The organism is Bradyrhizobium sp. HKCCYLR20261 (assembly GCF_051168435.1).
GTDB lineage: Bacteria > Pseudomonadota > Alphaproteobacteria > Rhizobiales > Xanthobacteraceae > Bradyrhizobium.
Genome location: NZ_JBNPUZ010000009.1, coordinates 152,819 through 167,237, shown reverse-complemented (window position 1 = coordinate 167,237; position 14,419 = coordinate 152,819). Strand labels below are relative to the sequence as shown.

15 protein-coding genes and 1 pseudogene are annotated in these 14,419 nt (G+C 66.4%); 5 read left to right on the top strand and 11 right to left on the bottom strand.

The window, feature by feature from the left end; genetic code table 11:
* Both ACQR1L_RS22055 and ACQR1L_RS22050 read right to left on the bottom strand, forming a co-directional pair.
* Entirely contained in the window at positions 1–810 is an 810-nt protein-coding gene (locus ACQR1L_RS22055) for a YadA family autotransporter adhesin (RefSeq protein WP_434860080.1), read from the bottom strand.
* 12 nt (positions 811–822) lie between these two features.
* Positions 823–972: pseudogene (locus ACQR1L_RS22050) on the bottom strand (hypothetical protein); the annotation flags it as partial.
* On the opposite strand from ACQR1L_RS22050, the gene ACQR1L_RS22045 reads away from it, so the two are divergent.
* Positions 962–1,168, top strand: coding sequence for a hypothetical protein (locus ACQR1L_RS22045; RefSeq protein ID WP_434860085.1), 207 nt, complete (start codon positions 962–964; stop codon positions 1,166–1,168). The pseudogene ACQR1L_RS22050 and the gene ACQR1L_RS22045 overlap by 11 nt on opposite strands.
* Before the next feature lie 487 nt (positions 1,169–1,655).
* On the opposite strand, the gene ACQR1L_RS22040 is transcribed toward ACQR1L_RS22045, so the two are convergent.
* Positions 1,656–2,783, bottom strand: coding sequence for a helix-turn-helix transcriptional regulator (locus ACQR1L_RS22040; RefSeq protein WP_434860011.1), 1,128 nt, complete (start codon positions 2,781–2,783; stop codon positions 1,656–1,658).
* A 251-nt stretch (positions 2,784–3,034) separates the two neighbouring features.
* On the bottom strand, positions 3,035–4,084 hold the full coding sequence (locus tag ACQR1L_RS22035; RefSeq protein ID WP_434860010.1) for a ribokinase: 1,050 nt from the start codon (positions 4,082–4,084) through the stop codon (positions 3,035–3,037).
* Between the two features lie 8 nt (positions 4,085–4,092).
* Here ACQR1L_RS22035 and ACQR1L_RS22030 point away from each other — a divergent pair, with 8 nt between their 5' ends.
* Positions 4,093–4,869, top strand: coding sequence for a GntR family transcriptional regulator (locus tag ACQR1L_RS22030; protein WP_434860009.1), 777 nt, complete (start codon positions 4,093–4,095; stop codon positions 4,867–4,869).
* Between the two features lie 41 nt (positions 4,870–4,910).
* Here ACQR1L_RS22030 and ACQR1L_RS22025 read toward each other — a convergent pair whose 3' ends face one another.
* On the bottom strand, positions 4,911–5,552 hold the full coding sequence (locus ACQR1L_RS22025) for a glutathione S-transferase family protein (RefSeq protein WP_434860008.1): 642 nt from the start codon (positions 5,550–5,552) through the stop codon (positions 4,911–4,913).
* An 87-nt stretch (positions 5,553–5,639) separates the two neighbouring features.
* On the opposite strand from ACQR1L_RS22025, the gene ACQR1L_RS22020 reads away from it, so the two are divergent.
* Positions 5,640–6,611 (top strand): helix-turn-helix transcriptional regulator, encoded by a 972-nt coding sequence (locus ACQR1L_RS22020; protein ID WP_434860007.1) that lies wholly within the window; start codon positions 5,640–5,642, stop codon positions 6,609–6,611.
* Between the two features lie 188 nt (positions 6,612–6,799).
* On the opposite strand, the gene ACQR1L_RS22015 is transcribed toward ACQR1L_RS22020, so the two are convergent.
* From ACQR1L_RS22015 to ACQR1L_RS21990, 6 genes are all read right to left on the bottom strand, one after another.
* Positions 6,800–7,297 carry a TPM domain-containing protein gene (locus ACQR1L_RS22015; protein WP_434860006.1) on the bottom strand — a complete coding sequence of 166 codons (498 nt, stop codon included), beginning with the start codon at positions 7,295–7,297 and terminating at the stop codon, positions 6,800–6,802.
* A 14-nt stretch (positions 7,298–7,311) separates the two neighbouring features.
* Positions 7,312–8,217, bottom strand: coding sequence for a TPM domain-containing protein (locus tag ACQR1L_RS22010; RefSeq protein ID WP_434860005.1), 906 nt, complete (start codon positions 8,215–8,217; stop codon positions 7,312–7,314).
* 15 nt (positions 8,218–8,232) lie between these two features.
* On the bottom strand, positions 8,233–8,844 hold the full coding sequence (locus tag ACQR1L_RS22005) for a LemA family protein (RefSeq protein WP_434860004.1): 612 nt from the start codon (positions 8,842–8,844) through the stop codon (positions 8,233–8,235).
* Between the two features lie 623 nt (positions 8,845–9,467).
* Entirely contained in the window at positions 9,468–10,481 is a 1,014-nt protein-coding gene (locus ACQR1L_RS22000) for an ABC transporter substrate-binding protein (protein ID WP_434860003.1), read from the bottom strand.
* A gap of 38 nt (positions 10,482–10,519) precedes the next feature.
* Positions 10,520–11,386: an ABC transporter permease gene (locus ACQR1L_RS21995; protein ID WP_434860002.1), complete on the bottom strand. Its 867-nt coding sequence runs from the start codon at positions 11,384–11,386 to the stop codon at positions 10,520–10,522.
* 18 nt (positions 11,387–11,404) lie between these two features.
* Complete coding sequence (locus ACQR1L_RS21990; RefSeq protein ID WP_434860001.1) at positions 11,405–12,184, bottom strand: ABC transporter ATP-binding protein; 780 nt, start codon at positions 12,182–12,184, stop codon at positions 11,405–11,407.
* A 117-nt stretch (positions 12,185–12,301) separates the two neighbouring features.
* Here ACQR1L_RS21990 and ACQR1L_RS21985 point away from each other — a divergent pair, with 117 nt between their 5' ends.
* Together ACQR1L_RS21985 and ACQR1L_RS21980 are read left to right on the top strand one after the other, a co-directional pair.
* Positions 12,302–12,967 carry a response regulator gene (locus ACQR1L_RS21985; RefSeq protein WP_434860000.1) on the top strand — a complete coding sequence of 222 codons (666 nt, stop codon included), beginning with the start codon at positions 12,302–12,304 and terminating at the stop codon, positions 12,965–12,967.
* A complete protein-coding gene (locus ACQR1L_RS21980) occupies positions 12,942–14,330 on the top strand; it encodes a sensor histidine kinase (protein WP_434859999.1) in 1,389 nt (462 codons plus the stop codon). The genes ACQR1L_RS21985 and ACQR1L_RS21980 overlap by 26 nt, the downstream gene beginning before the upstream one ends.
* Positions 14,331–14,419: the final 89 nt, after the last annotated feature.

The window sequence follows — 14,419 nt, the reverse complement described above, 5'->3', positions numbered from 1 at the left end:
TCAGTTCAGCGTGATGGAGCCCGAGACGACGCCGCCATAGGCGTTCTGATCCGGCGTGCCCGAGAACGTCGCATTGAAGCGCAGGCGTTCGGTCACGGCATAGCCGACGCCGACCGCAAGGCCCGAATAGCCCTTGAAGTTGCCATAGGCGCCGGCGACCGACACCTTGCCCGGACGCTGGTCGAATTGCAGCGCGCCGGCGGCCATCGCCAGCGCGATGCCGGCCCGGGCCTCGCGCAGATTGTCGTTGACCTGGGTCTGCAGGCCGTTGACCTGCGTCTGGAGCCCGCCGATCCTGCTCTGCAGGCCATCGAGCTGGCCCTGCACGGCGCCGCCGAGATTATTGGCCACCGCCGTGAGCTGGCTGACATTGACCGCGTCGGTCGCACTGACACCGGCGGCGACGTTGGTCACCCGGCGCTCGTTACCGACGGCGCCCATCGAGACGGTGTTGGCCTGGTTGGCGACCGATCCTGTGCCGATGGCCACACTGTTCGCCGCCGTGACCGATGCGCCATTGCCGAGCGCCGTTCCGTTGGCCGCCCTGACCTCCGAATTCGAACCGAACGCCGCACCATTTGCCTCGAGCACGAGTGCGCCTGAGCCGATTGCCACGCCGTTGGTGCCGTTGTTTCCGACAGCAGCCTGGAAGCCGACAGCGGTGCTGGATCCGCCGAGGACGGCAGTGGCAGCTCCCACCGCGGTTGATTGGAGGCCGGGCGCATAGGCGCCGTTGCCGAGAGCCGTTGCGTAGTTCGCCGACGCCGTAGTGCCGTTTCCGATAGCACTTGCCGAGTCACGGGACGCCAATGCAAATCTTCCAATTGCCATGCTGAGGGCCCCGGTTGCCTGCGCGTTGCTGCCGCAAGCAAAAGAGCTTGCACCCGTAGCCGTTCCGCTTGGCGCGCCGCCAACGTCGCAAACCTGCTGCGCCGACGCGGTCGAAGCAGACGCGACGGCTATGACAGCCATCACCGCGGCGGACGACAGACACGACATCAGCGACTTCATCGGCAACTCCTTGATCCGGCGCGCGTCGGAGTGGGGCGCGACATCTCGATGCCTCGCCCGCGACGTGCGGCTCATCTGCTCGTTCAAACAGTGCACCGGCACGACCGGCGCCGACGTCCGGCAAATGGCGGAACTCTGTAGAACGGCCTGCAGATGATGTCCGATTGTGTCTGGCCTGCCACATCAACGACTCGGACAGAGCTGCGCCGAGACGAGCGTTTCCTGCGAGCCTGCGCTTGCTTCGAGTCGTGCTTTCGTCGCCCCCACCGCTGTCATGCTCCGCGAAGGCGGAGCATCCAGTCCTCCGCGACATCGTGGACCGAAGCGCAATGGATCGTCCGCTTTTCGGACGATGACAGCGGGGGCGACATCATCAGCGTGCCAGGACTTTGGAAGCGGTTGTCTCGTCGCGCGGCGTTGTCAGTTGCTCGTCCTCGAGGACGGCCACGAGCCGGCTCTGCCGGCCGGTGCCGGTCTTGCGGACGATGCGATCGACATGCGTGCGCGGTGCTGACGCGCTGGCATGCGCGGAGCACATTCTGGATGGGAGACGTGCTGGCGCAATTGGCTCAGCGCATAGTCGATCGCGACGGATTACGTGGGGAGTCACGGACCGACGGCCGACCGCCGACGGCGCACTGCCATCATTCGCGCTGAAGAATCAGCTGGACGTCCTTCAGCACCGCGACGAGCTGGCTCTGCTGCTTCGTCCCGGTCTTGCGAAAGATCCGCTCGAGATGGCTGCGCGCGGTGCTGAACTTGATGCCGGAGCCGGCCGCGACGTCCTTGAGCGAGCGGCCGGAGCTCAGCACGGCCGCGATATCGGCTTCCTTCGGCGTGAGGTCGAACAGCCGGCGTAGTTCGTCGACGAAGCCGGCCGGCGTCTCCGGCGCGATCTTGCGCAAAATCACGATGGCGCATGGCGCCAGCGTGGGAATGTCTCCGACCCGCGCGGGACAGATCGACAGCGCCAGCAGCGGCGCGCCGTCGCCGTCGAGCTCGCCGAACATGATGTCGCCGCCCGCCGCATGATCAGCGGAATGAGAGGCAGCGCAGGCATCGGCAAGGAAGCGCTGCAATTGCGCGTTCTTCTGCGGGCTGGCGGCTGCGAGGATGCCCCTGCGCACGGACAGCGCGGCGCCCGCAGCGGCGAGAATGCGCTCCGCCGGAGCATTCAGCGCCGCCACATGCTGCGCGCTGTCGACCACCATCAACCCGATCGGCAGATGCTGCAAGGTCGCCCAGGACAGCTTTGACAGGCCGATCGACCGGCTCAGCTCCAAGGCGCGCCGCAGATGCGGCGTCACAGATTCAAGCAGCCCGACATCCGACGAGGTGAATGGCGGCTGGTCGCGGCCGCGCTGGACGTCGAAGAACCACGCCGACGATCCGAACTCATAAAGCTTGACGGTCAGTCCGCCATACATGTCCTGCGGCGCCATCCATTCGTTCCACAGGCGGCTGTCGCGGAGCGTCTCGCGCCCGATCCGATCGAGGTCATGATAGACGAGACCGACGGGGGCCCGGAGCAGCGTGTCCTCGATGATGTTGGGCTCGTCCAGGAACTCGGCCATGTAGCGATCCTGGAAGGCGGGATCGTTGCTAGGCGCGATGAGATCGCCGGGACGGCGATCCGGTCCGATCCTGACGAGGCAGGCTCTGGACCCCTGCAGCAAAGTCCGCAGCTTCTCGACCACGTCCGGCCAGACCGTCTGATCATGGGCCGCCTGATAGATCGCTCCGATGATCTCAACGAATAACGCGTCGGTCATGTCCAACGGCCAGAGGCATTCACGCGGGCATGACTCAACCTCGCGCAACCACCTCAGGCGCTTGCGAACGGCCCCATGCCCGAAGGGCCGGAGCACGCTGCGATCGGCTTGACCGCAACCCGCCCCGAATACCCTTGCAGCCATTAAAGGTCCAAACACAGTCCAAAACAAGCCCCTCTGTTTAGAATTCCTCAGGGAGCGTGGCGCGGGAGGTGAGCGGGTCGCACAGGCCGTTTTCCGACCGCGTGCGATCAGCGATGGGCGCGCAGCAGGGCCTCGACGGCAGCGCGGTCGGGAAAGGCGTCGAACACGCCCCACGTGCTGGCAAGAATGGCGCCGCAGGCGCTCGCAAACGCCATCGCATTCTCCGGCGATTGCCCCTCAGCGAGACTGACCGCGAGCCCCGCCGCAAAGGCATCGCCCGCGCCGAGCGTATCGACCGCGACGACCGGAAAGCTCGGCTGGTGAAACGGCGGCTGGCCGCTGCGGCAGAACACGGCGCCGCCCCGGCCGAGCGTCACGACGACGATCGCGGGCCCCCTCGCCATGATCGCCTCGGCCAAAGCCTGGATCGCTCCAAGTCCTGCGTCGGTCAGTTCAGCATCGAAGCTCGGCCTCACGTCACCCGCGAGATCAGAGGCCAAGTCCGCAGCCTCATTGGCATTGACAACCAGGATGGTCGTCAGCGCGAGCAGCCGCGGGTCGAGCGGACGCAACGGCGATGGGGTGAGCAACGTCGCCCTGCCCGCGTCGCGCGCAATCTCGAACGCCGCGATGATCGGCGCATCGCCGACCTCGAACTGGGCCATGATGATGTCCGCGCGCGCGATCGCGCTGCGCTTCTCGCGCACATCCTCGGCACTCAGACGCCCGTTCGCACCAGGGAAGACGGCCAGGCAATTCTCGCCTTGCGCATCGATGAAGCCGATGCCCGCGCCGGTCGGACCGGGAAGCCGGCGAAGCATCTCGCCGGGAAGCCCGGCGCGGTCCAGCGCCGATGCGGCAAGGCCGGAGAGCATGTCGTCGCCAATCGGCACGATGCCGTCGACCTGCGTGCCCAATCGCCGGCAGGCCACCGCGAGGTTGAGCCCCTTGCCTCCGGGCTCCAGGGCAAAGGCGTTCGCGGTCATGGATTCGCCGGGCCGCGGGAATCTTTCAACCTTGGCGGCACTTGCTGCAACGAAGCTACCTATGACAAAGAGAAGACCGTCGTTTGGCATGAACGTCCGTTGATCTCGGCGCAACAATCGGGATAGAAGTCGCGCCGCTAGGTCATTTTCACTCGATTTTACAACGGTCATGTAGAGAATTGAACCGCAGCAAAAGCTCCCCACCCAAGCTCGACAGCCTGATCGATCGTCTCAAGCTTCGCGAAGACACGGCGATGCCGCTGTATCGCCAGCTCGAAGAGCAGCTCGCGGCCATGATCGAGCAGGGCGCGGTTGCGCCTGGCGCGACGATGCCGGCCGAGCGCCATCTCGCGGCTGAACTGGGCCTCAGCCGGACGACCGTGCAGAACACCTACGATGCGCTGCGCAAGCGGCGGCTGCTCGCGGCGCATGGCCGGCTCGGCTACATCGTGCAGAAGCCGGAGACCGTTCTCGAGCCCGGCATGAACCGCCTCAAGGGCTTCACGCAGGAGATGGAGGAGCTCGGCCGCAAGCCGTCCTCCAAGATTCTCGAACGACAGGCGCTCAGCGATCGGCTGATCGCCTCGATCTTCGGCCTGCCGTCGACGGCGCGGTTTCTCAAGCTCGTTCGCGTGCGTTTTGGCGACGGCGTGCCGCTGTCACGCGAGGTCGCGTGGTATAGCCTTGATGCCTGCCAGAGCCTCGAGCAGGCCGATCTGTCGGGCTCGGTCTATGCGTATCTCGCCGCGCATGGCGCGCCACCGGATCATTGCGAGCAGACCATCGAGGCCACCTCGCCCGATGCGGAGGAGTGCTCGATCTTCGGCTTCACCGAACCGCTGCCCTCGCTGCTGATCAAGCGCCGGACCTACGATCCGACCAACCGCATGCTGGAATATGTCGAGGGCCTGTTTCGCGGCGACAGCTATGCCTATCGGCTGAAGATGAAGATCTAGCGCGGTGAGCGGCGGCGCCGCTCACCTCGGGCATCGTTGGGTCAGCCTGCGGCCGCCGCGTGCTGTGCCGCCATCTCGACATCCGACGCGGTCACGCGCTGGAAGGCGGGACGCTGGGTGATGCGCTCGGCATAGCGGACGAACACGTCCTTGCGCGGCACGATGCCGAACATCATCGTCCAGTTGAAGGCGACGCCCCAGAGAATGTCGGCGGCCGTCATGCGTTCGCCGAACAGATAGGGCCCCTTGGCGAGCTGCGCCTCGAGCGCTGATAGCATCGTCTCGTAGTCGGCGTAGGGCGACTGCGTGACGGGCGCGGGCTCGCGCTTCATGAAATGATCGATCACCGCCGGCTCGAACGAGGAGCCGTAATAGGCGATCCAGCGCAAGTAGGGCCCGCGCAGGGGATCGTCGAGCGCGGGCGTCAGGCCGGCCTGCGGGAACAGATCGGCGAGATAGATGAAGATCGCGACCTGCTCGGTCACGATCTGGCCGCGATGGCCGACCGTCGGCACCTTGCCGAGCGGATTGATCGCCAGGAACTCCGGCTTGCGCTGTTCGCCGGCCTTCATGTTGAGAACGTGCAGATGATACGGCGCGCCGAGTTCCTCAAGCAGGATGCGCGCGCCGGCGGCGCGGGTCTGCGGCGAATAATACAGCGTGATGGTGTCGTCGGTTGCCATGATGGTCTCCTCCCCTGGTTCGTTGCGATCTCCGGCTTGTCGCACAGCATACCTGACAATCCATGTCAGGTATGGTTTAACCGCGGCATGCGCGCCAGCCGTCTGCTTTCGATCCTCACCACCCTGCAGGCCAAGGGCCAGGCTTCGGCGCCCGAGCTCGCAGAGGCCTGCGAGGTCTCGGTGCGCACGATCTATCGCGACATCGATGCGCTGTCGGCCGCGGGCATTCCCGTCTATGCCGAGCGCGGCGCCGAGGGCGGCTTTCGTCTGCTCGACGGCTATCGCGTGCGACTGAACGGGCTATCGCCGGCGGAGACCGACGCGCTGTTTATGGCGGGCCTGCCCGGCCCGGCCGCGGCGCTCGGCCTCGACGGCGCGATGAGCGCGGCGCAGAGCAAGCTCGTGGCCGCGCTGCCGCAGGCGTCGCGGGCCACTGCCGGACGCATGCAGGCGCGGTTCCATCTCGATGCGCCTGGCTGGTTCGGCGAGGCCGAGGAGCCGCAGCATCTGCGTCCCATTGCCGATGCGCTGCTGCGCGAGGTCCTGGTGGACATTCGCTACCAGACCTGGCGCGCCGAGAAGCGCCGCCGCATCGCGCCGCTCGGCCTCGTGCTCAAGGGCGGCAACTGGTATCTCGCAGGAGGGGTCGAGCGCAGCGTGCGGACCTATCGCGTCGCGCGCATCCTCGATTGCGCGGTGACGAACGACAGCTTCGCGCGGCCGGCCGATTTCGACCTCGCCGCCTATTGGCGCGCCGCGACGGAGCGGCTCGAGGCCGAGATGCATCCGAATGCGGCCACCGTGCGCCTGTCGCCGCTCGGCGTGAAACTGCTGGAGGTCTGGAGCCAGCCTTACGTGCGGGCACGCACACGCATCGCCGACGAAGCCGACGCCGACGGCTGGCGGATCGCCACGATCCCGACCGGGACGACGCTATGGCATGCGGCGGGCGAGTTGCTGCGGTTCGGCCCGGAGGCCGAGGTGCTCGACCCGCCCGAGCTGCGCGCGAAGATGGCGGAGCTGGCGCAGGCGATGACGCGACGCTACGGGCGCAGCTGAGACAAAGGTATGAGCTGTAATACCGTGCTCTCTCCGCGTCATTGCGAGCGCAGCGAAGCAATCCAGGACGGCGGGTGGGACTCTGGATTGCTTCGCTGCGCTCGCAATGACGGGGTGAGAGCGGCGCGCGCTCGCATCCAGCCGGGGTGAGCGCGAGCGGCTGGCGTAAACACACGGCACGATCTGAGCTACATCACCACCGGCGCGTCGGGCAGTTCGTTCGTCTCGCCGGCGTGCGGTGGATAGTGCTTGGCGAGCTCGCGTGAGACCGCCTGAATGCCCTGCATCACGCCCTGCTCGAAACGCCCGGCGCGGAACTCGGCCTCCATCGCGCGGCAAATCGTCTCCCAGCCGTCCGCACCGACGCGATCATGGATGCCGCGGTCGGCGATGATCTCGACATCGCGATCGGCCAGCAGCAGATAGATCAGGACGCCGTTGTTATCAGCGGTGTCCCAGATACGCAGTTGCGAGAACACATCGAGCGCGCGCTCGCGCGGCGGCTGGTTGTGCCACAGCGGCCGGCCATCGAGCGCGCCCTCGACGACGAAACGGACCTGCCCCGCATGCGTGCGCTCGCCGGCCGCGATCGCCTGCTCGATGCGCGCCAGCACACCCGGCGTGAAGATGCGCTTGAGCTGCCAGTGGTGGTGCAGCAGGTGACGGCCGATCCGTGTGATGCTCATGGTCGCCCCCCCCCTCACCAGCTGCCCGAGGCGCCGCCGCCGCCAAAACTGCCGCCGCCGCCGGAGAAGCTGCCGCTGTCGCTCGAACTGCTGCTGCCGCTGCTCCAGCCCGATGACGACGAGCCACCAGACCAGCCGCCGCGGCGGCCGCTGCCCGGGCCCGACATCGAGGCAAAACTGTCGGCGATGAAGGCAATGATGAAGCCGGCGATCCCCGACAGCGCGGCGAGGCCCACCGATCCGACCATCAGCCAGGCAATGACGCCCATGGCGCCGCCGGTGGCGAAGGAGCCCAGCAGGCGGCCGAGCAGCGTGCGCAGGATGCCGCCGATCACCAGCGCGCCGAACAGCGCTACCGGCGCGAACGAAGTGATGGAATCGAAGTCGAGATCGTCGCCATGCGAGGCCTGTGGCTGCGGCACCGGCAGGGTCTCGCCATTGATCACGCCGATGATGCGGTCGACGCCGGCATCGATGCCGCCGGCGAAATCGCCCTGACGGAACTTTGGCGTGATGACCTCGTCGATGATGCGCCGCGCGGTGACGTCGGTCAGGCTGCCCTCGAGGCCGTAGCCGACCTCGATGCGCAGCTTGCGATCATTCTTGGCAATCACCAGCAGCGCGCCGTCATCGACCTTCTTGCGCCCGATCTTCCAGGCCTCGGCCACGCGGATCGCGAACTGCTCGATCGTCTCCGGCTGCGTCGTCGGCACGATCAGCACCGCGACCTGGCTGCCCTTGCGGGTCTCCAGATCCTTGAGCTTCTGCGTCAGGCTGGCGATATCGGACGACGACAGCGTGCCGGTCTGGTCGACGACGCGGCCGGTCAGAGGCGGCACAGCGACATCCGCCCACACCAGCGTGGCGAGGCAGACGAGGAATGTCGCAAGCAGCGCCTTGACGACCGGCAGCGCGCGCACGAGCGGAAGCTCCGGCTACTTGGCGGGCGCGGGCGACGGCGCGTTGAAGTCGACCTTGGGCGCGACCGAGATCTCGCGCTCGTTCTCGACCGTGAAGTTGGCCTTCTCCTTGTAGCCGAACATCATCGCCGTCAGGTTGTTCGGGAAGGTGCGGATGCCGACGTTATACTCCTGCACCGACTTGATGTAGCGGTTGCGCGCCACGGTGATGCGGTTCTCGGTGCCCTCGAGCTGGGACATCAGGTCGCGGAACAGCTGGTCCGATTTCAGCTGCGGATAGTTTTCGGTGACGACCAGCAGCCGCGACAGCGCACCGGTTAGCTCGCTTTGCGCCGCCTGGAACTTCTGCAATGCGGCGGCATCGTTGACCACGTCCGGCGTGGCCTGGATGCTGCCGACCTTGGCGCGGGCGTTGGTGACGCCGAGCAGCACGTCCTTTTCCTGCTGCGCGAAGCCCTTCACGCTGTTGACGAGGTTGGGCACGAGATCGGCGCGGCGCTGATACTGGTTGACCACCTCGGACCAGGCCGCCTTGACCTGCTCGTCATTGGTCTGGATGGAATTGTAGCCGCAATTGGTCAGGCTCAGCGTCATCAGCGCCGCCAGCACGGTCAGCAATTTCCGCATCGCGCGTCCCCCTCTTCGTCCGGTTGTGTCGCCATCACACAGCACAGCTTTGGCGACGGCGCAATGACGCCGCCGGAGGTGGGTCTCGAACATCGAGTCGGAGGTTCAGTGGAGTTCCGGCAGATCCTTCCGGACGACATCTTCGGAGCGGTCCGGAGTCTAACAATTCATACCACCCGTGCCGCGGCCCCTCACCCCGACCCTCTCCCCGTGAAGAACGGGGAGAGGGGGCAGACCGCCGCTTGGGCAACACATTGCGCCACTTGCAAAGATTCACCGAGCAAGAGGCACAGCTGCTGCGCCGACGGCGGTGCGCCGCCTCTCCCCGTTCTGCACGGGGAGAGGGTTGGGGTGAGGGGCCGCCGCACGGGAGGTGTGAGTGATGAGCCGCCGTTGATACGAGCCGCAAAAGGCTGTCATTCCGGGGCATTCGCGCGCAGCGCGGATGAGCCCGGAATCCATGAGCCACGAGCGGAAGTGTGGCGCGGGATGGCTGTGGCGCTTGCCTTCGTCACACCCACGTTCGGGAGTATGGATTCCGGGCTCGCGCTACGCGCGGCCCGGAATGACGGGCGGAGAAAGTTGGGTCGATGTCTTGCAGCGGGACACGCTGCGCCCTCGCCTCAGCTCCCCTTCCGGTCGCGCAACTGGGTGACGAACATGTCCTGCCAGCTCGCCGGCTTCACCTTGATCGAGCCGACGCCGTGCATGAACTCGGCTATTCTGAGCACGCCTTCAGGCGTGGCGGAGAACCAAGTGTCCTTGTCCTGCAGCATCTCCAGCACCTCTTCCTTGGTGGTCTTCACCTTGGCGGTGCGGGCATAGATCTCGGCGGCGGCGGCCTTGTCGTTGGCGATCAGGGTGCAGGCCTCATCGAGCGCGTCGAGGAAGGCCTGCACGACCTTGGGATTGGCGTCCACGAAGCGCTTCGGTGCGAACACCACGTCCATCGTCAACCGTCCGAGCACGTCGGCCGAATTGGCGACCCGGTGGATCTTGGGATCCTTCAGCTCGATATAGGAGAACGGCGGCGAAGTGAAATGCGCCGTGATCTCGGTCTTGCCCGAGACGAGCGCCGCCACCGCTTCCGGATGCGGCAGGCCGACCGTCATCGGATCGAGCTTGGCGTAGTTCTCCTTGCCGAACTCATGCGCCGCCATCATCTGCAGGATGACCGCCGACAGCGAGGTCTTGATGCCCGGCAGCGCGATCTTGTCGCTCGGCTTGAAGTCCTTCAGAGACTTGATCTCGGGATTGTTGCTGTTCATCCACAGCGAGGTCGAGCTGAGACCGCTGACGCCGACCACTTCCACCGCCGGAATGCCCTTGGCCTTGGCCCACAGCGTGATGAATCCCGGCGCGCCGGTGCCGGCGATGTCGAGCGAGCCGGCCATCATCGCGTCGTTGATGATGTTGCCGCCGTCGAGCAGCTGCCAGCTGACCTTGAACGGACCGAGGCCGGCCTTCTCGGCCTGCTTCTCCATCAGCTTCTGATCCTCCATCACGATCAGTGGCAGATAGAGGATGCCGTAGCCCTTGGAGAGTCTGATCTCCTTGACTTCGGCCTGCGCGCCGGTGGCGCCGAGCATCACGGCGAGGCCGAATGCTGCGGCGGTGAGTGATTTGCTCCAGGACATGGTCGTCTCCCTCTCCTTGTTGTTTTGCTTATAGCTCATCAGTGCTGCATGCCCCAGCGCCGCACCGTCTTGCGCTCGATGGTGGCGAACACGACGTTCTCGATCACGAGGCCGATGATGATCACGGTGAACAGGCCGGCGAACACGTTGGCCGTCTCCAGCTGGTTGCGGTTCTCGAAGATGAACCAACCGAGCCCGCCCGAGCCCGAGGACACGCCGAACACCAGCTCGGCGGCGATCAGGGTGCGCCAGGCGAAGGCCCAGCCGACCTTCAGGCCGGTCAGGATCGCCGGGAAGGCGGCGGGGATCAGGATGAAGCGCACCAGCTTCAGCCCGCGCAGGCCGTAGTTCAGGCCGACCATGCGCAGGGTGTTCGACACCGATCGGAAGCCGGAATGGGTGTTGAGCGCGATCGCCCACAGCACCGAATGCACCAGTACGAAGATGATGCTCCCCTTGCCGAGGCCGAACCAGATCAGCGCCAGCGGCAGCAGCGCGATCGCCGGCAGCGGGTTGAACATCGAGGTCAGCGCCTCCAGCAGATCGGCGCCGATCCGCGAGCCGATCGCGATCGTGGTCAGCACTGCGGCGAGCAGGATGCCGACGCCGTAGCCGATCAGCAGGGTCTCCAGCGACACCAGAGTGCGCGCGGGGATGACGCCATTGGCGATGTTGTCGAAAAAGGCGGACAGCGTGTCGGTGAAGGTCGGAAACAGAAGCGGATTGCCGAGCCACAATCCATAGGCCTGCCACAGCGCGGCCAGGGCGACCAGGATGATGGCCTTGCGGACCGCACCGAAGCGGTAGATGCGTTCCAGCCAGGACAGGCTCGCCTCGACCTTGACATCGCCGAGGGGGGTCTCCGCATTGACGATTTCGGGGCGCAGCGTCAGCGTCTCGCTCATGATCTCTCTCCCGTCCCTTTAGTGATGGCCGAACAGCATGTCGTTGATGCGCCCTTCGAGCGCGACCTGCTCGGGCGAGCCCATCGTGCCCGGCGGCACGCTGTTGAGCTCGGCGCGGACGCGCCCGGGATGCGGCGACAGCAACAGGATGCGCGAGCCGATCTTGATCGCCTCCTCGATCGAATGCGTCACGAACAGCACGGTGAAGCGGGTGTCCTGCCACAGCTGCAGCAGCTCGTCCTGCATCTTGCGCCGGGTCAGCGCGTCGAGCGCCGCGAACGGCTCGTCCATCAGCAGCACGTCCGGCTCCATCGCCATGCCCCTCGCGATCGCGACGCGCTGCTTCATGCCGCCGGAGAGCATGTGCGGATAGGAGTCGATGAACTTGGTCAGGCCGACCTTGTCGATGTAGGACTTGGCGCGCTCCTGCGCCTCATCAGTGCTCAGCCGGCCGCTCGCGGTCAGCGCGAACACGACGTTCTCGCGCACCGTCTTCCAGGGCAAGAGCTGGTCGAATTCCTGGAACACCATCATCCGGTCCGGGCCGGGCTCGGTGACCTCGTGGCCCTTGAGCCGGATGCGGCCTTCGGTCGGCTTCAGATAGCCGCCGATCGCCTTCAGAAGCGTGGACTTGCCGCAGCCGGACGGTCCGAGCAGCACGAAGCGGTCGGAATCGAACACCTTGAAATCGACACGATAGGTCGCCGTGACCAGGGTGTCCGGCGTCTTATACTGGAGCGTCACGCCCTCGACGGAGAGCAGCGGCTCGAACTGGGATGGTGTCTGATGGACGGTCATGCGTCCTCCCCTCTATGTTGCAGCGCGAAATTTCGCCTGGTGCACTTCGGCGCCCTTGTTCGAAGTGATAGAGGAGGAGACTGACGCGAACCTGACTCCGGGACTGAGACCACGACCTTGCGCATCCTGCTGGTGGAAGACACGCCCGAGATCGGCGCCGCCGTGACCAGCCGGTTCGAGCGGATCGGCTACGCCGTCGACTGGGAGAAGGACGGCCGCACCGCGAGCGAGCTGATCGAGGTGCAGACCTATGATCTGATCGTGCTCGACGTGATGCTGCCGAACATGGACGGCTTCGCCGTGCTCAAGCATTTGCGCAAGCGCGGCCTGCGCACGCCGGTGCTGGTGCTGACCGCGCGCTCGGCGGTCGACGACCGCATCGGCGCGCTGGATCTCGGCGCTGACGACTACCTGATCAAGCCGTTCGACTATCGCGAGCTGGAGGCGCGCGCCCGCGCCCTGCTCCGCCGTGCCGCCGGCCAATCCGACAATCTGCTGACGCTCGGGCCGCTGGTGATCGATCGCGCCGGGCGGACCGCGAGCGTCGCCGGCCAACCGCTCGACCTGACGCGCCGCGAACTCACCGTGCTGGAGATCCTGGCCGCCCGTCCCGGGCGCTATGTGGCGAAGGACGAACTGGTCGAGCAGCTGTTCAGCTTCGACCAGGATCCGAGTCCCAACGCGGTCGAGCAGTTCATCGCGCGTCTCAGGCGCAAGCTGGCGGCGACGACAGTCGAAATCAAGACCGAGCGCGGCCTTGGCTATCAGCTCCACGCTTCGTGACCTCAGGACGTCGCTGCGCGCGCGGCTCCTGATCGCGATCGGCGCGATCCTGGCGGTCGGCGCGGTCGTACTCAGTCTCGCCGCCTGGCAATACGCCGCGACGGCCGCGCGCGACGCCTATGACAAGCTGCTCGCCGGCGGCGCGGTGCAGGTCGCGGAGAACATCTACATGCAAGGCGGCGTGGTGACGCTCGATCCGCCGGCCGCCGCGTTTGCGACGCTGTCGGCCTATGACCTCGTGTTCTATCGCGTCACCGATCCGCGCGGCGTGGTCATCGCCGGCTATGACGATCTCACGATCCAGGCGCCCAAGAGCGCGTTGCGCGAGGGCGTCGTGCTGCGCGATGGCGTCTACCGCGACCAGCCGGTGCGCATCGCCGCGGTGGCGCGCAGGCTCGATGGTGCCTCCGGCGACGGCTGGAGCGAGATCGTACTGGCGCAGACGTTGCGCGCGCGGGACGCGCTGACCTGGGATCTCGCGTCGAAGGCCATCGGCCTGATCGCGGCGATGAGCCTGCTGGCGCTGGTCGCGACCGCGTTGTGCCTGCGGCTGGTGTTCGCGCCGCTGACGCGCCTCGAGGCCGAGATCGTCAAGCGCCGCCCGGACGATCTCAGCCCGATCGCGATCACGCCGCCGCGCGAGGTCCGCGCCCTGGTCGGCGCCATCGACGGCTTCATGCAGCGCCTCGCCGAGCGCATCGCGCTGATGCAGCGCTTCATCGCCGATGCGACGCATCAGTTGCGGACGCCGCTGGCGGCGATCGACGCCGAGGTCGAGCTGCTGAGCGATCAGACCAGCGATCCGAAGGCGCTCGACCGGCTGCGCGGCCGCATCGGGGATCTTGCGCGCCTCACCAGTCAGTTGCTCGATCACGCGATGATCCAGCACCGCGCGCAGGCACCTCGCCTCGCGCCGACCGACATCAACGCGCTGGCCAAGTCCGTGCTGTCGCAGAGCGTCCCGCTGTCGCTGGACCGCGAAGTCTCCGTGAGCTTCGTGGCCTCCGACGACGATGTCGTCGTCGCAGGAGATGCTATCAGCCTGCGCGAGGCGCTCGCCAATCTGATCCACAATGCGCTGGCGCATGGGGCGAAGACGCGGCTGATGGTGCGGGTGGAGCGGACAGCGGAGAGTGTCGCGATCGTCGTCTGGGATGATGGGCCGGGCATTGCGGCGGAGGCGCAGGCCGGTTTGCTGGTGCCATTCCAGAAGGGCACTGGCTCGCACGGCTCCGGGCTCGGACTTGCGATCGCCAACGAGGTCGCACAAGCCCATGGCGGCCGCTTACGCTTCGACGGTGGAGCAGGTGATTTCAGCGTGAGGCTCGAGCTGCCGATCAGCGATCCGTGTCCCGCTGTCTGATCTCAGGTGAGCAACATTTAGGAGCTGGACCCGGGCTGCCGCTCCAACGCCGGTGCGCTCCCCTCCCCCTTGCGGGGAGGGGTTGGGGG

Bases quoted from the DNA above. Each gene is read 5' to 3' on its own strand.
- ACQR1L_RS22005 (WP_434860004.1), bottom strand. From the start codon at position 8,844: ATGCGGAAATTGCTGACCGTGCTGGCGGCGCTGATGACGCTGAGCCTG.
- ACQR1L_RS21995 (WP_434860002.1), bottom strand. From the start codon at position 11,386: ATGAGCGAGACGCTGACGCTGCGCCCCGAAATCGTCAATGCGGAGACC.
- ACQR1L_RS22040 (WP_434860011.1), bottom strand. From the start codon at position 2,783: ATGACCGACGCGTTATTCGTTGAGATCATCGGAGCGATCTATCAGGCG.
- ACQR1L_RS22045 (WP_434860085.1), top strand. From the start codon at position 962: ATGACAGCCATCACCGCGGCGGACGACAGACACGACATCAGCGACTTC.
- ACQR1L_RS22015 (WP_434860006.1), bottom strand. From the start codon at position 7,297: ATGAGCATCACACGGATCGGCCGTCACCTGCTGCACCACCACTGGCAG.
- ACQR1L_RS22035 (WP_434860010.1), bottom strand. From the start codon at position 4,084: ATGACCGTTGTAAAATCGAGTGAAAATGACCTAGCGGCGCGACTTCTA.
- ACQR1L_RS22020 (WP_434860007.1), top strand. From the start codon at position 5,640: ATGCGCGCCAGCCGTCTGCTTTCGATCCTCACCACCCTGCAGGCCAAG.
- ACQR1L_RS21990 (WP_434860001.1), bottom strand. From the start codon at position 12,184: ATGACCGTCCATCAGACACCATCCCAGTTCGAGCCGCTGCTCTCCGTC.
- ACQR1L_RS22000 (WP_434860003.1), bottom strand. From the start codon at position 10,481: ATGTCCTGGAGCAAATCACTCACCGCCGCAGCATTCGGCCTCGCCGTG.
- ACQR1L_RS22025 (WP_434860008.1), bottom strand. From the start codon at position 5,552: ATGGCAACCGACGACACCATCACGCTGTATTATTCGCCGCAGACCCGC.